The 16,041-nt window shown below is 52.9% G+C and carries 17 protein-coding genes; 7 read left to right on the forward strand and 10 right to left on the reverse strand.

Annotated features, from left to right (window positions below; all coding sequences use genetic code 11):
- Positions 1–2,493, reverse strand: a complete 2,493-nt coding sequence (locus ACEVG1_RS02185; protein ID WP_374741912.1) for a hypothetical protein — start codon at positions 2,491–2,493, stop codon at positions 1–3.
- Positions 2,494–2,765: 272 nt separating this feature from the next.
- Here ACEVG1_RS02185 and ACEVG1_RS02190 point away from each other — a divergent pair, with 272 nt between their 5' ends.
- Positions 2,766–3,671: an AraC family transcriptional regulator gene (locus ACEVG1_RS02190; RefSeq protein WP_374741913.1), complete on the forward strand. Its 906-nt coding sequence runs from the start codon at positions 2,766–2,768 to the stop codon at positions 3,669–3,671.
- A 148-nt stretch (positions 3,672–3,819) separates the two neighbouring features.
- Here the strand turns inward: ACEVG1_RS02190 and ACEVG1_RS02195 are convergent, their stop codons facing one another.
- The 4 genes from ACEVG1_RS02195 to ACEVG1_RS02210 all read right to left on the reverse strand — a co-directional run bounded on the left by ACEVG1_RS02195 (position 3,820) and on the right by ACEVG1_RS02210 (position 5,465).
- Positions 3,820–3,999, reverse strand: coding sequence for a hypothetical protein (locus ACEVG1_RS02195; RefSeq protein WP_374741914.1), 180 nt, complete (start codon positions 3,997–3,999; stop codon positions 3,820–3,822).
- Positions 3,983–4,180, reverse strand: coding sequence for a hypothetical protein (locus tag ACEVG1_RS02200; RefSeq protein ID WP_374741915.1), 198 nt, complete (start codon positions 4,178–4,180; stop codon positions 3,983–3,985). The genes ACEVG1_RS02195 and ACEVG1_RS02200 overlap by 17 nt, the downstream gene beginning before the upstream one ends.
- Before the next feature lie 155 nt (positions 4,181–4,335).
- A complete protein-coding gene (locus ACEVG1_RS02205) occupies positions 4,336–4,815 on the reverse strand; it encodes a DUF5675 family protein (protein ID WP_374741916.1) in 480 nt (159 codons plus the stop codon).
- A 17-nt stretch (positions 4,816–4,832) separates the two neighbouring features.
- On the reverse strand, positions 4,833–5,465 hold the full coding sequence (locus tag ACEVG1_RS02210) for a fibronectin type III domain-containing protein (protein ID WP_374741917.1): 633 nt from the start codon (positions 5,463–5,465) through the stop codon (positions 4,833–4,835).
- A gap of 254 nt (positions 5,466–5,719) precedes the next feature.
- Here ACEVG1_RS02210 and ACEVG1_RS02215 point away from each other — a divergent pair, with 254 nt between their 5' ends.
- Complete coding sequence (locus ACEVG1_RS02215; RefSeq protein WP_374741918.1) at positions 5,720–5,998, forward strand: hypothetical protein; 279 nt, start codon at positions 5,720–5,722, stop codon at positions 5,996–5,998.
- A gap of 339 nt (positions 5,999–6,337) precedes the next feature.
- Here ACEVG1_RS02215 and ACEVG1_RS02220 read toward each other — a convergent pair whose 3' ends face one another.
- From ACEVG1_RS02220 to ACEVG1_RS02230, 3 genes are all read right to left on the reverse strand, one after another.
- A complete protein-coding gene (locus tag ACEVG1_RS02220; RefSeq protein ID WP_374741919.1) occupies positions 6,338–6,727 on the reverse strand; it encodes a hypothetical protein in 390 nt (129 codons plus the stop codon).
- A 112-nt stretch (positions 6,728–6,839) separates the two neighbouring features.
- Complete coding sequence (locus tag ACEVG1_RS02225; protein ID WP_374741920.1) at positions 6,840–7,976, reverse strand: hypothetical protein; 1,137 nt, start codon at positions 7,974–7,976, stop codon at positions 6,840–6,842.
- On the reverse strand, positions 7,954–8,736 hold the full coding sequence (locus tag ACEVG1_RS02230; RefSeq protein WP_374741921.1) for a LytR/AlgR family response regulator transcription factor: 783 nt from the start codon (positions 8,734–8,736) through the stop codon (positions 7,954–7,956). Before ACEVG1_RS02230 ends, ACEVG1_RS02225 begins: the two co-directional genes overlap by 23 nt.
- Before the next feature lie 150 nt (positions 8,737–8,886).
- Between ACEVG1_RS02230 and ACEVG1_RS02235 the strand changes: the two genes are divergently transcribed.
- The 5 genes from ACEVG1_RS02235 (at position 8,887) to ACEVG1_RS02255 (ending at position 13,287) form a co-directional block, all read left to right on the forward strand.
- Positions 8,887–9,105 carry a hypothetical protein gene (locus ACEVG1_RS02235; protein WP_374741922.1) on the forward strand — a complete coding sequence of 73 codons (219 nt, stop codon included), beginning with the start codon at positions 8,887–8,889 and terminating at the stop codon, positions 9,103–9,105.
- A gap of 20 nt (positions 9,106–9,125) precedes the next feature.
- Positions 9,126–9,653: a hypothetical protein gene (locus ACEVG1_RS02240; RefSeq protein WP_374741923.1), complete on the forward strand. Its 528-nt coding sequence runs from the start codon at positions 9,126–9,128 to the stop codon at positions 9,651–9,653.
- Complete coding sequence (locus ACEVG1_RS02245; protein WP_374741924.1) at positions 9,650–10,507, forward strand: hypothetical protein; 858 nt, start codon at positions 9,650–9,652, stop codon at positions 10,505–10,507. Before ACEVG1_RS02240 ends, ACEVG1_RS02245 begins: the two co-directional genes overlap by 4 nt.
- The gene (locus ACEVG1_RS02250; RefSeq protein ID WP_374741925.1) at positions 10,470–11,513 is read left to right on the forward strand and encodes a helix-turn-helix domain-containing protein; all 1,044 of its coding nucleotides are present in this window, start codon (positions 10,470–10,472) and stop codon (positions 11,511–11,513) included. Before ACEVG1_RS02245 ends, ACEVG1_RS02250 begins: the two co-directional genes overlap by 38 nt.
- Before the next feature lie 103 nt (positions 11,514–11,616).
- A complete protein-coding gene (locus ACEVG1_RS02255; protein WP_374741926.1) occupies positions 11,617–13,287 on the forward strand; it encodes a MauE/DoxX family redox-associated membrane protein in 1,671 nt (556 codons plus the stop codon).
- A gap of 327 nt (positions 13,288–13,614) precedes the next feature.
- Here ACEVG1_RS02255 and ACEVG1_RS02260 read toward each other — a convergent pair whose 3' ends face one another.
- Both ACEVG1_RS02260 and ACEVG1_RS02265 read right to left on the reverse strand, forming a co-directional pair.
- Entirely contained in the window at positions 13,615–14,691 is a 1,077-nt protein-coding gene (locus ACEVG1_RS02260) for a TlpA family protein disulfide reductase (protein WP_374741927.1), read from the reverse strand.
- The gene (locus ACEVG1_RS02265) at positions 14,678–16,039 is read right to left on the reverse strand and encodes a RagB/SusD family nutrient uptake outer membrane protein (RefSeq protein WP_374741928.1); all 1,362 of its coding nucleotides are present in this window, start codon (positions 16,037–16,039) and stop codon (positions 14,678–14,680) included. The genes ACEVG1_RS02260 and ACEVG1_RS02265 overlap by 14 nt, the downstream gene beginning before the upstream one ends.
- Between the last annotated feature and the right edge of the window lie 2 nt (positions 16,040–16,041).

Consider the following 16,041-nt stretch of genomic DNA (forward strand, 5'->3'; position numbering starts at 1 on the left):
CTATTTCAATCTCAAATCAAATACAGCAGACGGCGAAAAGTTCCCCGTAAAATCCAAGCTACCGTCTGGCGGTACGACCAGTTCATGAGTCGTTCCGTTCACGCTCAATTCATACCGGCTGCCCGGGGTAAACCCAATGATGCTCCACCGGCCGCTTTTTACCCCTTCCACCGACCAGCTAACATGGCGGTTGTTCCATTGATCAACGGTTAGGTCGATAAAAGCACCGGTTTCAGCTTGAATCACCAGCTTCACGTCATCCTTGTTTTTCGGGTAATAAGCCAAATCACCGTTAGATCCGGAAGCGCCAAAAGCATCGGTACTACGCACGTGAAAGTCAGCAGTTTTCAACTGATAGTCACCCACCTGCAATAAGCATTCATAGACGGTATCCCGCAGCGTGTAGGAAAACCGCGTTCCGTTTAGTGCCGGCACCATGTTGGGCTCCAAACCCATGCGATTCCACTTCGGCCGCACACCGTATACATCGCTATATAGCGCGGCAATGGTTGTACTTATTCCGGATAGGATGTCTGTTCCTAGCCCCTTCTGGGTTGTCCGGCTGTACCGCTGTGAGGAAAGTCCATCTTTCCGGTATTGCGACAAGATATTTTTGATGTATTTCACGGCAAGCTCTTTGTCAAATTGAATATATGATCGGATTCCCAAGTATCCCCAAGTAGGGAAAATGTCGCCGTTTTCATACGTGGGGAATGGCCAGTTATTGTCATGCACTTCTTCACGTTTGAACGAATCGAAGCATAACGGCCAGTGGAAAAGATTTTCTTGTCGCATACGCCGTTCAATGTTCTCCAGGATGGACGCAACGCGCTCGCTATCGTCGCACAAGCCAAACGCGATGGCAGCAAAATTAACCGGGGTCACCAGATTGTCGCCACGTACCGTGCCGTCATCGTCACGCCAATACACGTACTGTTTCTTATCGGGCGACCAAAAACCGCCCGAATCGACCGGCCTGTTAAATGCCTCCTTAAGCCGAAAAGCAACACCCCGGTAATAATCTGACTTTTCCGAATCGCCCAACACATCTTCGCATTCCGCCCACTGATTCAGCGCCTCATACAGTTGCGCATTAACAAATGCGTTCTCAAAACTTGCCCACACGATGTCTATCCAATCGCTGGCCTGTTGTTCAGCAACGTTCCTGTTTACCATCTCAAAAATCCCGTTACCGTTACTATCGCGCCGGATCAGCCAATCGAGTGCACGTTCGCATGAACTTTTGTGGGCACGGAGCCAAGTAATGTCGGCGGTTTGCTGGAACTGCTCCGCCGTGTTTATTACATAGCCCGTCTGTGAATCAACCGTATATCCCCACATAGCTTCATAATACCCGGTTTTAGCATCATATGTGCCCGGTATCTCATCGCCTACAGCGTCATGCCATCGCGAAAGCACGCGGCCATCTTCAAGCATGGCCAGGTCACGCTCTTGGTCCAGCGTAGCCGAGAGGTTGTCTGTATAGTTCGGATCATTCAATGCCAGCCCAATCAATGCAAAAAAAGGTTCATGGAGGCATTTCCAGTTGGTAATCCAACCGTTGGCACCTACAATCCGGTTGTCTACCACACCATAACGCGCCGTCGTATTCAGCAATTCGCGCACGGCTGCCGCATCAATCCCCGGCAAACTTCCCCGGTCGTAGGTAGTCAGGTAATCGACACAGGCCAATTCATAAGTCACCTGCGTCTTCCCGCGTTTCACTTCAAAAGGAGCAAATACATCGTCCTTCCCCCGCACGAAACGACTAAGCTGATAGCGTTGGGCCAGTTCCTCATGGGTCACCATATGTGTACATGCAAAAGTCCCTTCCTCGCTTTGCGAGTAGGTAGCCGCCATGTGATTGCCATCGCCATCGTGTACCGTAAGCTTCAGTCCATGTGCCTGGTCTTCATTCCAAAACGTCACGCCGCCCGTATGTACGCCGTACGTATCGCGCGGCGAAGACAGGTACTTGCTCCACACCATCCCGCCGTTGTCCAAGATACCGCCTTTCCAAGTCTTCATGTCTGCAAAGTGCCAAACCGGCATCGCCATGTTTTCCAAAACGGCATCACGGGCATAGGTCCGACTGATGGTCCAGTAGACCTTATCTCCATCTACTTTGAATCGCCACGATTCTGAAATATCGCCAAGGGCAATACCTTCTAAGCAGATTTCATTGCCCTGTGCTGTCACCTCGATCGGTTGGCCACCCGTCTGTGACGAAAACTGCCGATCTGCCAGATGTACAGCGGTAAATGCGCCTAATGATGCCATCACGTTTTTGCCATTGACTTGCAGTTCGCTCACCTTGCAGCCTTGCGAATAATCAATTTGCAAAGCGAGGCGAGTATCTTCGGTGACTACATGTATCATTCGTTCTTCCGGATGGTGGTTTATCTGTGCAGTTGCCGGACATGCCGTTATAAAAGCCAATGCTGCAATTGAAATTAGCGTATGACGTAACTTCACGCTTCTTCTTCTTTTCATATCAATACATTTGTTTTTAGACTTATTGCTCGCTCGCACCCCCAACCTCACATACATAATTGTTTGAATTTCAAATACCTACAACAAATCATCCTACGAGTTGAAAATTTGGTAAGCCTACGCTCTTTGTTATTGCTAAAATAGATGCCAATGTGAGGATAGCCATGCACTTGTTTTGCAATGTATGGTACACTATTTACATGATGCGTCAGAAAATTTGGACTTACCATTCTTTTTTGCTAATTATGTACTACCAATTAATACCATACGACATGCTATACCATCCCAAAAAGAGTGTATTTCAGCATCAAAGTGGTGCAGCAGACATGAGTTTCGTGGTAAGAGAATACCTACAACCGTACTTCGATTCACCATTTCATTTCCACGATACGTACGAACTAATCATGATACCCAACAGTTACGGCAAGCTCTACGTAGACAATCGAATCGTTAACTTTTCGGCCGGCGAGGTTTACTTATTCGGCCCGGGCTTACCCCACTGTTTTCTAAATGACCGCTCGTTTAAAGATACCGGCGAAACCGCACATGCCATCGTCATATTCTTCAAAAAGGACTTCCTGGGCAACGATTTCTTCGGGAAAGCCGAGCTCATAGGAATCCGAGATCTACTTATCTCCTGTAAACAGGGCCTTAAATTGCCCACGTATGACCACACCCTGGCAGATCAATTTCACCAAATCGCACAAAGCAAGAGCATGGATGCACTGCTCCTATTGCTTCAAATCCTTCATCGGCTTACCAGCTATAAAGAACAATTGCTGACGATAGGCAGTATGACTCCCCGTGTCAAGAGCAATCAGGAAGACGCCAATCGTTTGGAAAAGGTGATTCGTTATATTGTAGACCACTATAAAGATGAGCCCGACAGTAAGGTTGCAGCCTCCATCGCCTGCATGAACGAGGCTGCGTTCTGCAGGTACTTCAAACGCCGCACCGAAAAAACGTTCTCGCAATTTGTAAACTATGTGCGCGTTACGCACGCTACCGAACTACTTATCAAGGAAAACTGGAACATCGCCAGTATCTGCTTCGAATGCGGATATAAAAATGTCTCCTATTTCAACAGGCAATTCAAACATATCATGGGTATTACGCCATTGGAGTACCGCTCCGAACAGCTGAAATCATCTGGCAATGTAATTAAAATCATCGCTTAATACGGCCCCGCAGTATCGACTTGCCATTAAGCGAGGCACCGATGGCGCTCCCCAGATCAAGATCCTCAAGCCAGATACACCCCCTCCAAATAACAAGCCACGGAGTAGCAGGGTACCCCGTGGCTTGTTCGCTACCACCTCGAGAACGCTATCGTTTTCGTCCCCACATTTTCTGCAGCGCCCAGCTCGCCGCAAAACTTACCGCCGCACCGATGGCGGCCAGCACGGCTGTTTTCAGCACGTCGTGCATGCCAATAGAGCCCAGCACGCTCAGCAGTGTACCGCCGCCCGTACCGATGCTTAGTTGCAGGTTACTCGCCTTCATCATCCTCACCTCCCCTCTCCTTTGCCGCACCCTCCACTGCTTCCAGCACGCCGAGCGCCAGCGCTACGTATTTGGCTACAATCACCAACTTGGGCGGCAGCTTCACCGGTGAGGCGATCACCAATTGGCTGGCCACCGCCAGCGTTTCCTTGACCCGGTCGTAAATTGATTGTTTTGTTTTCATTGCTATTTGCTTTTCCTATATCTCCCATTTCGTATTTTTCACTGTCGCACAAGCGGCCTAGCGTACGCAGTATGCAGACGCCGTGCGGCAACCGGAAACCTCCAACCCTCCCAATCCATACACCCCCCACGTTTGCGTGTTGCCGCAAAGACGGCCTAGCGTACGCAGTATGCAGACGCCGTGCGGCAACCGGAAACCTCCAACCAAACTTCTTCACCTTCTTCCAATACCCCCATCACCTCACGCTCCAGTCTTTCCAGCGCGATGCGGCTATATATCCCTTTCCCTTCGCCGGTGATTTTCGTAACCGGAGCAATGCAGCCCCACAGCTCGGTAGCCGCATCATTCGCCGGGTGGATGAGGATCCCATGGCGGCGCGGCACACCTTTCACCGCCAGGCAGTCGCCGAATTTGCGCGAGCAGTACAATTCCAGGCGGTAGCGCCCTTCCGGAATACAGCTCACGTTGCGGCGATTATCGCGCCACGGCAGTTCGATTGTATGGCAGATTACACGCCCACCGATGCTGATTGACCCGTTTGTCCCACCATCCAGGTATGTACGATGCAGGCAAAGCGCCAGCATGCCGGGCCCGCCGCTACGGCGGGCACCGGTCAGTTGAACCGTTGTATTCATGGCTATGCTGGCTTCCTTTACCGTGCGAACTGCGCGAAGGTAGCGCTCCAGTCGCTCTCGCCCTTTCCGTTGCGGGCGCGCACCCGTGCATAATACCGGGTTCCCGGCACCACGGGCGCAAGCAGGTTTTTCAGGGAGTTGGTGGTGCGGGCAATCTCGCCCCATTCGGGCTGGCCATCGGTACCTACGGTCGATGCTACCTGGTACTCGTACTCCCAGGCATTGGCTATCGCCTCGAAGCGGAAGTTCAATTCGCCACTGATCTCCCCGTCTTCCAGCGTACCGATCAACGGCGCATGGGGTTTGCGCAGCGCCTGCGGCTGGTCGGTCAGCACGAAGCCCGAGCCGGCCAATAGGTGTGCATCGCCGTCGGCCGTGAAGTTGATGTAGAAGGCTAATTGCTTCATGGCCCGCAGCAAGGCCTTTCGCGCCTTGTTCTTGGCCGTCACTTCCACGAGGCTGCCCCGGTTGCGGGCAATCTCGTGCTTCTGCCGGAAGTCCGACACCAAAGCCGTGTAGGTGGCCAGATCGGGCTGCGGCGCCGCAAAAGCAGCATTGTCTGTCATGAATTCCACCGTACGACCGGCCAATGCCGCCAGCGCGTCGTCAGACCAACGGTGGTAATCGGTATAAATACGTTCTTGTCTCATTTTTTTGTTCTTTGTTGTTTTGTTGTTTTTGTTCGTTCACCAATTCACGCTGTAAAAAGGTCCCGCCCTTACCGGATTTGTACTTCTCTCCATAGCCAATTCGTTGTTTTGCTTCACCAAATTGGGGAGATTGAGGGGGGCAGGAAAATTTCCGAACAACGGCGAACAACAACGAACAACAATGGCCGTATTTGGCCATTTCTTGCGAACAACGGCGAACAACCTACCACCGTTTGCCATATATACATAGCGTTATGCAGTATGTGATACGCACCGTGCAGTACACCATCGGCCGCATACCACATACCCCGGGGCCCGTGCCCTATGTCAGGAACCCGGTGCAGTGCACCACCAGCCCCGTCACATGTGCCAGGGGAGCTATGCCATATATCAAGCGCACCATGCAATACACCATAAGTGCCATGACATATGCGATGGAGGATATGCTACCTATCACTAGTACCATGCAGTACGCCATAAGCACGATGGCGCATGCCACGTACGCCATGCGATACGTGATAAGCCCGATGTAGTATATCGTAAGCCTCATGCACTATGCCAGGCGAATTATGCCCATATATCGGTAGCCCCATACAATACATCCTAGGCACCACGGAATATGTCACGTAGCCTCGGCAGTGCGTCATGTGTACCATGATACATACCATGAGCCCCCTGTTATCTATCATGAGCGATCCGATATACTTCACAGCGCCCATGCCGCGATACCGTAGCCCCATGTTGTGTGTCATCGGTGGCATGCCACATGTCGCAACGGCCTTGCTACCCGGCAACGACCCGCTGCCATACGGCAAAGGTCTGGCAGTCTATGTCAACCGCGCGGTTACTTACCGCAAAGCAAGGGCAATCCGCTACCGCTTCCCTTTGTTTCGGGCCCATGTTCGCATATGCTCCACCTCGGCGCGGATGAGCCGCTTGCTGCGGCTACTGCGTTCGATGGTGTGCAGTATGCCCTGTATGCGCCATTCGTAAATTTTGGTGCGGCCGGCGGGAATGAAATCCATAGCCTCTTTGACGGTCATCAGTTCGCACTCTTCGTAGATTTTTTTTTCGATGGGTTCATCGGGCAGGCTTTCAGCTGCCTGTTCGGCTGCTGCCAAGGTCTCGGTCTCGGGCGCGGTGCCAGCCGGCTTTAGTAGATGCTGCTCGGTCGACTGGATATACAGGTCGAGCGCGTACTCCAATTTTTCGAGGGGGAAACGGCGGAAAAGCCGCACAAACAACGATAAGTGTCGTGTCATAGGTCAAATGCAATTAAGCACCATCGTCATGAACGTCACCCTTGCACGGCAGCTGTACCCCCATTGCCGCGCACCGCAATCAGTCAATGGCTGATGAATAGTGTATAATGGTTTAAGCCGAAGGTACGAAATCATTTGGAATAAATACCGCGGCGGTGAACCGGCCTTCGCGCCAGCCGGTCTCCAACGAGGCCCGGGGGTGTGCCGTGCGCAGCCGTTGGCGGATGTTGGCAACAGCGATGCCATTGCCACGGCCGGGGGCCTGTCGGCGCGTATGCCCATCCCATGCATTGCAGGCAACGATGCGCACACCCCCATGCACAGTGAACACCTCGACCGCCGCCGGATGCCTACGGTCTACGCACGAGGCGTGATGCAGGATGTTTTCCACCAGCACCAATACGGTCATGGGCAGTACAGCTACGTCATGAACATCCTTTTCGATGACGAGCTTGATGTACCGGGTTGCGCCGCCACGCGTATGGGCAAGCCGGTGGATGGCCAGCAACAGGCGCACCTGCCGCAGCTCCTCCCGCAACCGCAGCGGCCTGGACGAACCGGCCTGCTGCGTATAGAACCGCATGAGGTTGCCCACATAGGTGGTGGCCTTCACCAATTTCTCCCGCGATTGGGAGCGTGCGGCATCGCGCAGCACGGTCATCAGGTTGCCCAGCAGATGTGGATCTAGCTGACACGCCCGCCATGCCTGGGCCAACTGGCCGATACGGTCGTGTGCATCGTGGTGCCATAGCCAAAGGCGCCGATTTTTGTGCTTTTTGACGACAAACCGCTCCACATAGAAAAATGCCAACGCATTGATCGGCGACAACGCCATGTATACAAATGTCATCTCGCCGAAATTGACGATATCAGCAAAAAATGGTTCACCGAAGTCGAGGCTGAGCATCAGCTTGCCACGGACGATGCTCACCGCAATCATCACTGCCGCGAAGATCAGGAAGGCCAAGGTAAACATCAGTACCTGCACAGCCACCGACAGCCACACCCGCTTGGCATGGTATCCCAGCGGCAGCAGCACGAACACCATCAGGTATAAATAAAGCACCTGCAAGCCGATGAAATAGACCATCGCCTCGAAACTGCTTACCAGTCCAAACAGCCGGTAATAGTACCACACCATGATACCGAAAACCGAGAGCCATAAGACATGCACCCCTAACGGCAACGGATGCCGCTTGCGCAGCCGCCGGACCATTCCCTTGTATTTACGCCTCCATCTGCTCATCATCCATCGGCGGGCTCTCGTCCCTACGGCTCAGGTAATCACGTAAAATCGTAAGTGCACGGGCATACCTACGGCTCACGGGATAGGCATATCCGCTATCCAACCATACCATGCCGTTTTCTAAGCGGTCTACATAGCGTTGGGCCACCAGTACGCTTTGATCCAACTGCACGAACAAACCCCACTCCAAGAACCGCTTCTTGTATTTCGACAGGCTGTTGCGGTGGCTGATTACCCGCCCCACGGTATCCACGCGCAGGATATTGGGCCGGCGGGGATCTACGGTGATGGCACGGACATCCCGCAGCAGCACCTTCACCGGCACCGGATCATCCACGTCCTTGATAAATAGCGTTTGGTCGGCATCGCCCATGATCCGCCCCGACCGCCGGATGCGGTCCAGCTCATCCAGTTTACTGCGCACCTGGAGCGGATCGACCGGTTTAACGATATAACCATGCACCCCTTTGTCCATGGCCGCGGCCTTGTAGTCCGGGTAAACGGTAATCAACAGGAAAAAGGCCGTGTGCCGGAAAAAACGGTGCGCTTCGTGCAGTCCATTTTCGTCGCGCAGTTCGATGTCGCACAGCACCACATCAACCGGCCCGTGCCGCTCAAGGAATCGAAGCGCCGCACTGCACGTAGTAAAACAACGGACGATGGCCAGGTCGCGCAGGCGCGCGTGCTCCCGTACCATGGCCAGGATATCCGTGTGCACACGGCGGTTATCGTCTATCACAATGGCAGAAAAGGTTGTCTCCATGATTTAGCGTCAAATTGTCATTTATAGCGAATATCACAAAAATATACCGGATTTCACTGTAAATCGACGGATTTCACCGGTTTTTTTAAATAAAAAGCTAAAAAAAGAACATTTGCCGTAAATAGATTCATTGACCAAAATGCTTACACGATGAAAAGAAAACCAATCATCTACATTTCGCTGGCCCTCGTTGCCGGCGCTTGGCTAGCCACCTCATGCGGTAAGGAAGAACTGCTGACCACGCTTTCCGAAGAAGCCCATCCTGATCGGGCGTTGCATTTGGACAGCATGGACGTGTCCGGCCATTGGGCCGTCAAGACCGAGATTTGCTTTATTGCCAATCCGGATGATCCCACCGAACAACCATGATGGCGGCCATCCTGCGGCTCGTGCCGCCAGTGTTGTGCATCATACATTGCAGCAGCCTGGCCCTGCACAATGCCTACGGTCTCCTCCCAGCGGCAAAGGCCCCGCTGCTGGGCAAATTGCTCAGTAGCGCTCCGATCCGTACGTACGGCCAGCTTTCCGGCAGCCGTACCGGCCACGGCTTCTTTGCGCCTCAGGTAGCCAGCATGTTCATGGTTCAGTTGCTGCGCGAAACGCCCGGCGACACGATCCGCTGGAACGGACCCGTGCTACGTACAGGCGGAGGAAAGACCCGCTACGTGGTGTTCCTCAACCAATGCCAGCACCTGCTGCCAAGCGCAGGCGAGGGCAAGGGCAATCCGGCGCGGAAGCGCGTAGTGGAAGCCACCCTCCACCGGATGGCCCGCCACGAGCTGCCTCCCACGGCCTACCCTACCCGCTGCGTTGTGTACGCCGTGCGGCACGTACCGTTGGGTACGCCCCATGGCGCCGCCAAGCCCACGCTGGCCGTCGCTTATGATCAGTGCACCACCGCTATCCGTAAACCATGAACCAATACACTCAAACAGGCTGTATACCGCCGTGGCTTTCACTGCTCCGGCGTGGCACCGCCATCGTACTGCTGGCGGCCTTCGTTGCCGTATGGGCAGACTATGCGCAGCTGTACAACGCGCCCTGGCTCCGGCAGCCCATCGGGGCTCCCTTTGCGGCCACGCTGCCGGTGGCGTATACCCTGCTTTGCCTACCGCTGTTGCTGGGGTATGCACCGCGCTTAGCCGCCGCACTGCTGTTGGTGCTGCACCACATGGCCTTCATCCAGCCGGGCCAGTTTACCTACGGGTTTGACCACGTCGCCATCATGGCCTTGTTTTACTGCGCCACCATCCCGCCGCGGCCCAACACGCGCTGGCCCCTGCGCATGGTGCAGGTATCGCTTTGCATCATCTACACCTCGGCGGGAGTGGCCAAGGCCATCGGCCCCACATGGTGGACGGGCGAAGCCCTTTGGAAAGCCGCTACGCTGCCCGGCTTCGAAGGGCCGCTTGCACCCTTGGTGCACCGGCTCGGTGGCTTGCGTCTGCTGTGGGTGGTCGGCGGCTGGGCCGTCATCGCCATCGAAGCGCTTTATCCCGTTGCCATATGGTTTCGCCGCACGCGGCGGCCATGGTGCTGGCTTACCATAGGCCTGCACGGAAGCATCGCCCTGGTGATGGGCCTTTACGCCTTCTCGGCCCTGATGATCCTGCTCAACATCGCCGCATTTGCCCTGCCCTACCGGCAGCCGGGGCAGCGACTACAAGGTACCCCCATGCATAGATTGTTTACCCTCCGCCTGCGGCCGCCCCGCGCCACACCCTCGCGCGGCAATGCCGCGGCGCACCGTCCATCCCGCCTGCATGTATGACCCGGTCATTTACCAGTTCCGGCGGGCCTATCCGGCCGCCGCCCCGGTAGCCAGGCCGCCCTTTCGGCCGCAGGCCGAGCTGCGGTGTGCCGACGGGCAGCAGTACTACACCTGTGATGCCTTCGACCTGGCCCATTGCTTCCACGACGGTGCAGATACGTTTTTCGCCTCCATGGAAATCCATGCACGCGAAGACCTCCGGTTCCCCATCTCGTGCTCCCACTTTGACCTGCATGGATGCTATGTGGAAACGGGAACCCTCGCCGTGGCCGAACCGAATGGGCGCAGGCTCGCACTGCAAACCGGGCAATATGCGCTCGTATACGCACCCGAAGCCGAATACACGGTGTCCGTGGCCAGGGGCGTAACCGTGGTGCGGCTCTGGAGCACCAACGACCGCACGCTCATGCGCGAGCACACCCGGGCGCAACTCACCCCCTTGGCCAACCTCCTCCGGCAGTGGGCAGCCAGGGCCCCGCGGTGCTACCACAGCCGCGTGATACCCTTTGATAAACCCTGCCGTGCCACGTGGGACAGGCTTGCCGCCCTGCCCCACCTCCGGCCGCTTACCATGGATAACCGCCTGCGCGAAACCATTACGGAATTGATCTATTGCTGCGTAGATATGCTGCACGAAAGCCGGAAAGACAGCAACCGGCCGCTTGCGCTGGTGCATGCCGTACGGGCAAAAGCCATCAAACTGATCCGGGAGGGTGTCGTTCCGAAAATACTGGAGCTGGCTGCAGACCACGGTGTGTCCGACTCCTATCTTAGGCGCGTGCACCGGAAATATTACCATGGATCGCCGCAAGACTTCATCATGGGCCTCCGGTTGCGCAAAGCGCACGAATTGATTGTCGGCGACAGGGAGTCGAAACGCTACACGTATACACAGATTGCCTACATGGTGGGATTCACTTGTGTTCAGGACCTGAACAAGCAATACAAAAAGCTGTACACGTATTTGCCGCACGAGACGAACGACTTGCTCTTTGGAAAGGAATAAACTACCTTTAGACTCACCATCAATAGACGATTCCGATTTTTCTAAGGCTTTAGGTTCCGATTTCCCCCAATCGAAGGGGAAATCTTGCCCTACCTTTGCTTTCATGAAGGAAGCAACACGCCGGCTAGTTGATACAATCATCAAGACGCTCACAATCACGATATATTACTGGTTCGCCCGCAAAGCAGTGTCTATCTGGGAGGCTTTCCAAACAAAAGCGTTCTGGCTGGATATGATTTCACTGCTTTGCATCCTGCTTTTCCTATATGCCGGTGGCATCAAATTATTGGAGTATCAGAAATTTATCGTACAGCTGGACCAATCACCGATGTTGAAAGGTCTCACGGGCTTCATCGCGTGGTTTATACCCACCGTAGAATTAATTATTTCAGTCACAATGAGTGTAGGTATGCTCCATTCGGCACGGTTGTTTCGCTGGAGTTTGCTGGCGTTTCTCGCACTGATGACCCTTTTCACCTTTTACATTCTCGCCATCCTGTTTATCAGCCCATCCATACCTTGCTCTTGCGGCGGCGTGATTGGCGAAATAGGCGGTTGGTGGGGGCATTTGGCATTCAATCTGATATTTGTAGGCAGTTCGGCTTATGTGCTTTTGGCACAGGAAGCCGCTGCCCCCATACCCGTGTTGGGGAAGCTATACGCAATCACCGCAGTGGCACTTATCCCTTTCTTCACCGTTGGATACCTGGCCCTGCGGGTTGACCGGAAGCCTGGTCACCGCTTTGCCGGATTCGAGCGGAAATTGCCCATCAATCTGCATGAGGCAGTGGCCATCATGGAACTTAACAGTAACAGTTATTACCTTGCCGGCACAGATGACGACCATCTTTACCTCGCCCATCCCAGCGCCATTGGTCAGCTGCTCCAAATTCGCAACGACCTCTTGGACTCCACATATATTCCGCTTTCACTGCCACCACTTACGTATATATCGGTTACTACGAGCGTGCAACCTCCTTATTTTTATCTGTCGGACGGTAATAGTGGGTGGGTTTACCGCGGGCTGCTCCGTGACCGGATGGCACTACCCTATTTAAACGGTTCGCGGTTTGTCCATGCCGTACCAACGAGCGGAAGCATCGTGGGCTTTTACGGCATGCAGGGCATGAAAAATGCATTGGGCTATTACACATCAGCCGATACCGCGATTAACTATCGCGACGGCCAACTCATTGAGCAGGGTGGCGAGGGTATGTTCAGTACCGATGGCAGACTGGTGTACGACAAACGACATGGGCGGTTCGTCTTCGTATACCACTACCGCAACGAGTACCTGGTATTGGATAGTCAGATGAACGTGCAACATACGGGCCATACCATAGACACCATCACTCGCGCCAAACTAAAGATAGGCCACAACCGGTCGGACGGCCAATACGTGTTACAGGAGTCATTAATGGTCAACCAACTGGCTGCCGTTAGCGACAACAAACTATATGTCAAAAGTATGCTGTTAGCTGGAAACGAGGACGAAGGCATGTACGATCGCCATACGGTGCTAGACGTCTACGACCTGGATAAGCAAGCCTACCTCCACAGCCTCTATCTGCCGGACAGGAGGGGGCATACAGTAAGGGCCTTAACCATTACGAAAAACGGGCACATCGCTGTCCTCCAAGGGAGGGAGCTGGTGATGTACCCGTTCAATAAGATATCATTGCGCAATGACACAGGAAAAAGGAAGCCGAACACCTGTCTAAAAAGAAGTAGGCAACATTATATTAATCATTTAACAAAATTGATCACATTATGAAAAAGAGATCAAAAGTTATCGCCCTCGCAATGACGTTAGTCATGGCTATAGGGTTTACAGTGGGTACGTTTGCGTACAATAAAAAAGCAGCCCTTGCACATGTTTCACCCACGAGGTATGAAGGATTGATCAGTACTTGCCAGACATGTGTACCGGATCCCCTGGATCTAACGCAATTTGAATGTACGACCGATCCAACCAATGCTATCGAGCGATGTACTTGTGATGACGGCCAGGATGCCAAATCCGATCAGAACGCGGCAGAGCCTTGTCAGGCTTTGTACAAACACGCATTGTAGTAAGACGCGGTCAGGTTCCGTTTGAGCATTACATACTACCTGATAGGAGCCTTTCATATAACTGCTCATACCTGGTTTTAAAGTAATGCTCATTTATTTCCTCACAATAAGCAATTGCTCCGAGGCAAGCCTGCATCGCTTCGTCCCGGGCAATTGCTTTTTCACAAGTACTGCTCGAGTTCAATACTTTATGTATGTATACATTTAACACCGTCTGGTATCGTCCCGCTTTTAGAAAAGCTGGGGACTCGTCCAAGTAGCGGTAAGCGGCCTGCAGAGCCAACCTATAATCCGGGTTTTGAGCATGATAAGCCGCTTCCATAGCGACATCATCCCATTTCTGATATGCTGGCGAATGAACCAGCATCCATTGCAACAACTCTCTGGCTGCCTTCTCGTCATTTTTGAGCAGATATTGGTACTTCATAAAGTATAAGACACCATCTTCCGGAAATACTGTCAACAGGCTGTCGATCATTTTCAACGCTAAAGGCTCGTTTCTTTTCAGCAGGGCACGTACATTCTCTATGGTTCTCTGCATATCCAAAACCTCCTTTGTGGCTTGTGGCGGGTCAAATGAACCGGACAGCACCTGTTCAATGGCCTGATCCAGCCCAAGCAATGGATGGCCTTTCCAGGTTATATGGCCTTTCGCATCCACTACGAACACTAGGGGTACACCGGTGACGGCCCATTTCTTGGCTGTCGCATTGTCTGTGGAATCAATCGCTACAGCAAAAGCCACGGTATCCAGGCGATGATGGAACACCTGTTTTACATCCGCCGCATACCGCAAGCCGTGGTCATCAGGCTGCCGGTTGTTAAAGGTGAAGAGTGACTTAAATTGTACGCGATCTTGATAACGCTGGGCTAATTGCTGCATATGAGGAATGGCTTTGATACACGGATTACACCAGGTCGCCGAAAATTCAATCACATGGATGGTTCCTTTTTCACATTGGCTAACCGAATCACCAAGAAGCCAGGCATATGTACTCAACCCTGGAGCGGGGTCGCCTGGCATGAGTCCTTTATCCTGGGCATTTGCAAACAGGGAGATACAGATCATCCCTATAAGCTTCGAAAATGTGTTAATAGCCTTCATTTTGCGTAAGGTTTGGATTTTTTAGCAATTCTTTTTCAGGAATGGGATATAATGCGGCTTCAGGCGTCCAGGTTGGTTTAAGTGCGCCCAGCACCTTATTGGCTAGGCCCCAGCGTTTCAGGTCGAACCACCGGTGTGCGTATTCTCCAAAAAGTTCTATCCTCCGCTCATCCCTTATAGCATGGAGCAGCTCTTCTTTATCATTGGTGTTTTTTTGGGGCACTCCCGCACGTGCACGTACACTGTTTAAATCGTTCAGCCCTCCAGCAATGTTGTTTAACCAAACGCAAGCTTCCGCTCGCAATAGATATTGTTCTGATAGCCGAAGTATCGTCGAATATTCACTGTAAGGCGATTCATTGTTTATAAAGGCCTTGTATTTGACCGAATAAGTATAGTCCTCCCGTCTGGCAAACCATGCTTTTTTTCTCGGGTCGTCTACTTCTATTTGGAGTAGAAAATCGGGTGTTACAGTGGTAAAAGCCCTAGAGTAGGTGTTGTTGTACGTCAGGAGTGCTTCGTTAGCCTGTTTCAGATCGAGAGACGGATATATCTGCCATATGGCTTCGACGTTGTTTGCCAGGAACAATTCATCAAGCATTCCCCATTTAAACAACCCGTTCTGACCAATCACCCGGCTTGCTTCCACTTCGGTTTGTCCCCATAGTTCGTTATAGGCATATACCCGGGCCAGCAAGGCGCTTGCGGCCCATGTGGTAGCCCTTGTCCGCTGCCCATTTCCAGACGTGAAATCAACTGGCAACAAATCCTTAGCCTTCGTCAGATCGAGTATAATTTGATCGTAAACCACTTCTTCGGGGTCGCGGTCAGCCAAGGCATTCTGCTGGTACGCTGTCGCCATCAGCAGCGGCACATCACCGAATAGGTTGACCAGATAAAAGTAATTCAGCGCTCTCAGGAAAAGCGATTCTCCCTCTAATTGCCGTTTAACTGCTTCAGAAAGCCGGCTATTTTCCTGGATCCCCTCCAAAACGGCATTGCAGGAATAGATGGAACGGTATGAGGTTGTCCAAATCTGCTGAATGATCTCGTCTGCCGGATCGAGCATGTTTTCAACGAAGCCGTTTGTATTATATACGAAGTTGAATTCATCAGCACTGGCACCGGTAATATTGCCCGCATTCCGACCATAATCCGTCAAGTAGTGTCCACTTTGCAGCATGCCGTAAACTGCTTCCATCGCAGTTAGGGCCGAAGCGTCATCCGAAAACACCGATTCGCGGACCAGTTCTGTTTTCGGGGGATCAATATGTAGGTAATCGGTGCAGGACGGCATAGTAAATACCATCAACAGCATAGTCGCTATATTTTTAGTCTTTATCATCATTT

The sequence above is a fragment of the Parapedobacter sp. 2B3 genome (genome assembly GCF_041925275.1).
In the GTDB taxonomy this organism is placed as follows: domain Bacteria; phylum Bacteroidota; class Bacteroidia; order Sphingobacteriales; family Sphingobacteriaceae; genus Parapedobacter; species Parapedobacter pyrenivorans_A.

What these genes read in the sequence shown, in the direction of transcription:
- ACEVG1_RS02185 (WP_374741912.1), bottom strand. Translation starts at nt 2,493, where the DNA reads ATGAAAAGAAGAAGAAGCGTGAAGTTACGTCATACGCTAATTTCAATT.
- ACEVG1_RS02190 (WP_374741913.1), top strand. Translation starts at nt 2,766, where the DNA reads ATGCTATACCATCCCAAAAAGAGTGTATTTCAGCATCAAAGTGGTGCA.
- ACEVG1_RS02195 (WP_374741914.1), bottom strand. Translation starts at nt 3,999, where the DNA reads ATGATGAAGGCGAGTAACCTGCAACTAAGCATCGGTACGGGCGGCGGT.
- ACEVG1_RS02200 (WP_374741915.1), bottom strand. Translation starts at nt 4,180, where the DNA reads ATGAAAACAAAACAATCAATTTACGACCGGGTCAAGGAAACGCTGGCG.
- ACEVG1_RS02205 (WP_374741916.1), bottom strand. Translation starts at nt 4,815, where the DNA reads ATGAATACAACGGTTCAACTGACCGGTGCCCGCCGTAGCGGCGGGCCC.
- ACEVG1_RS02210 (WP_374741917.1), bottom strand. Translation starts at nt 5,465, where the DNA reads ATGAGACAAGAACGTATTTATACCGATTACCACCGTTGGTCTGACGAC.
- ACEVG1_RS02215 (WP_374741918.1), top strand. Translation starts at nt 5,720, where the DNA reads ATGCAGTATGTGATACGCACCGTGCAGTACACCATCGGCCGCATACCA.
- ACEVG1_RS02220 (WP_374741919.1), bottom strand. Translation starts at nt 6,727, where the DNA reads ATGACACGACACTTATCGTTGTTTGTGCGGCTTTTCCGCCGTTTCCCC.
- ACEVG1_RS02225 (WP_374741920.1), bottom strand. Translation starts at nt 7,976, where the DNA reads ATGATGAGCAGATGGAGGCGTAAATACAAGGGAATGGTCCGGCGGCTG.
- ACEVG1_RS02230 (WP_374741921.1), bottom strand. Translation starts at nt 8,736, where the DNA reads ATGGAGACAACCTTTTCTGCCATTGTGATAGACGATAACCGCCGTGTG.
- ACEVG1_RS02235 (WP_374741922.1), top strand. Translation starts at nt 8,887, where the DNA reads ATGAAAAGAAAACCAATCATCTACATTTCGCTGGCCCTCGTTGCCGGC.
- ACEVG1_RS02245 (WP_374741924.1), top strand. Translation starts at nt 9,650, where the DNA reads ATGAACCAATACACTCAAACAGGCTGTATACCGCCGTGGCTTTCACTG.
- ACEVG1_RS02250 (WP_374741925.1), top strand. Translation starts at nt 10,470, where the DNA reads ATGCCGCGGCGCACCGTCCATCCCGCCTGCATGTATGACCCGGTCATT.
- ACEVG1_RS02255 (WP_374741926.1), top strand. Translation starts at nt 11,617, where the DNA reads ATGAAGGAAGCAACACGCCGGCTAGTTGATACAATCATCAAGACGCTC.
- ACEVG1_RS02260 (WP_374741927.1), bottom strand. Translation starts at nt 14,691, where the DNA reads ATGAAGGCTATTAACACATTTTCGAAGCTTATAGGGATGATCTGTATC.
- ACEVG1_RS02265 (WP_374741928.1), bottom strand. Translation starts at nt 16,039, where the DNA reads ATGATGATAAAGACTAAAAATATAGCGACTATGCTGTTGATGGTATTT.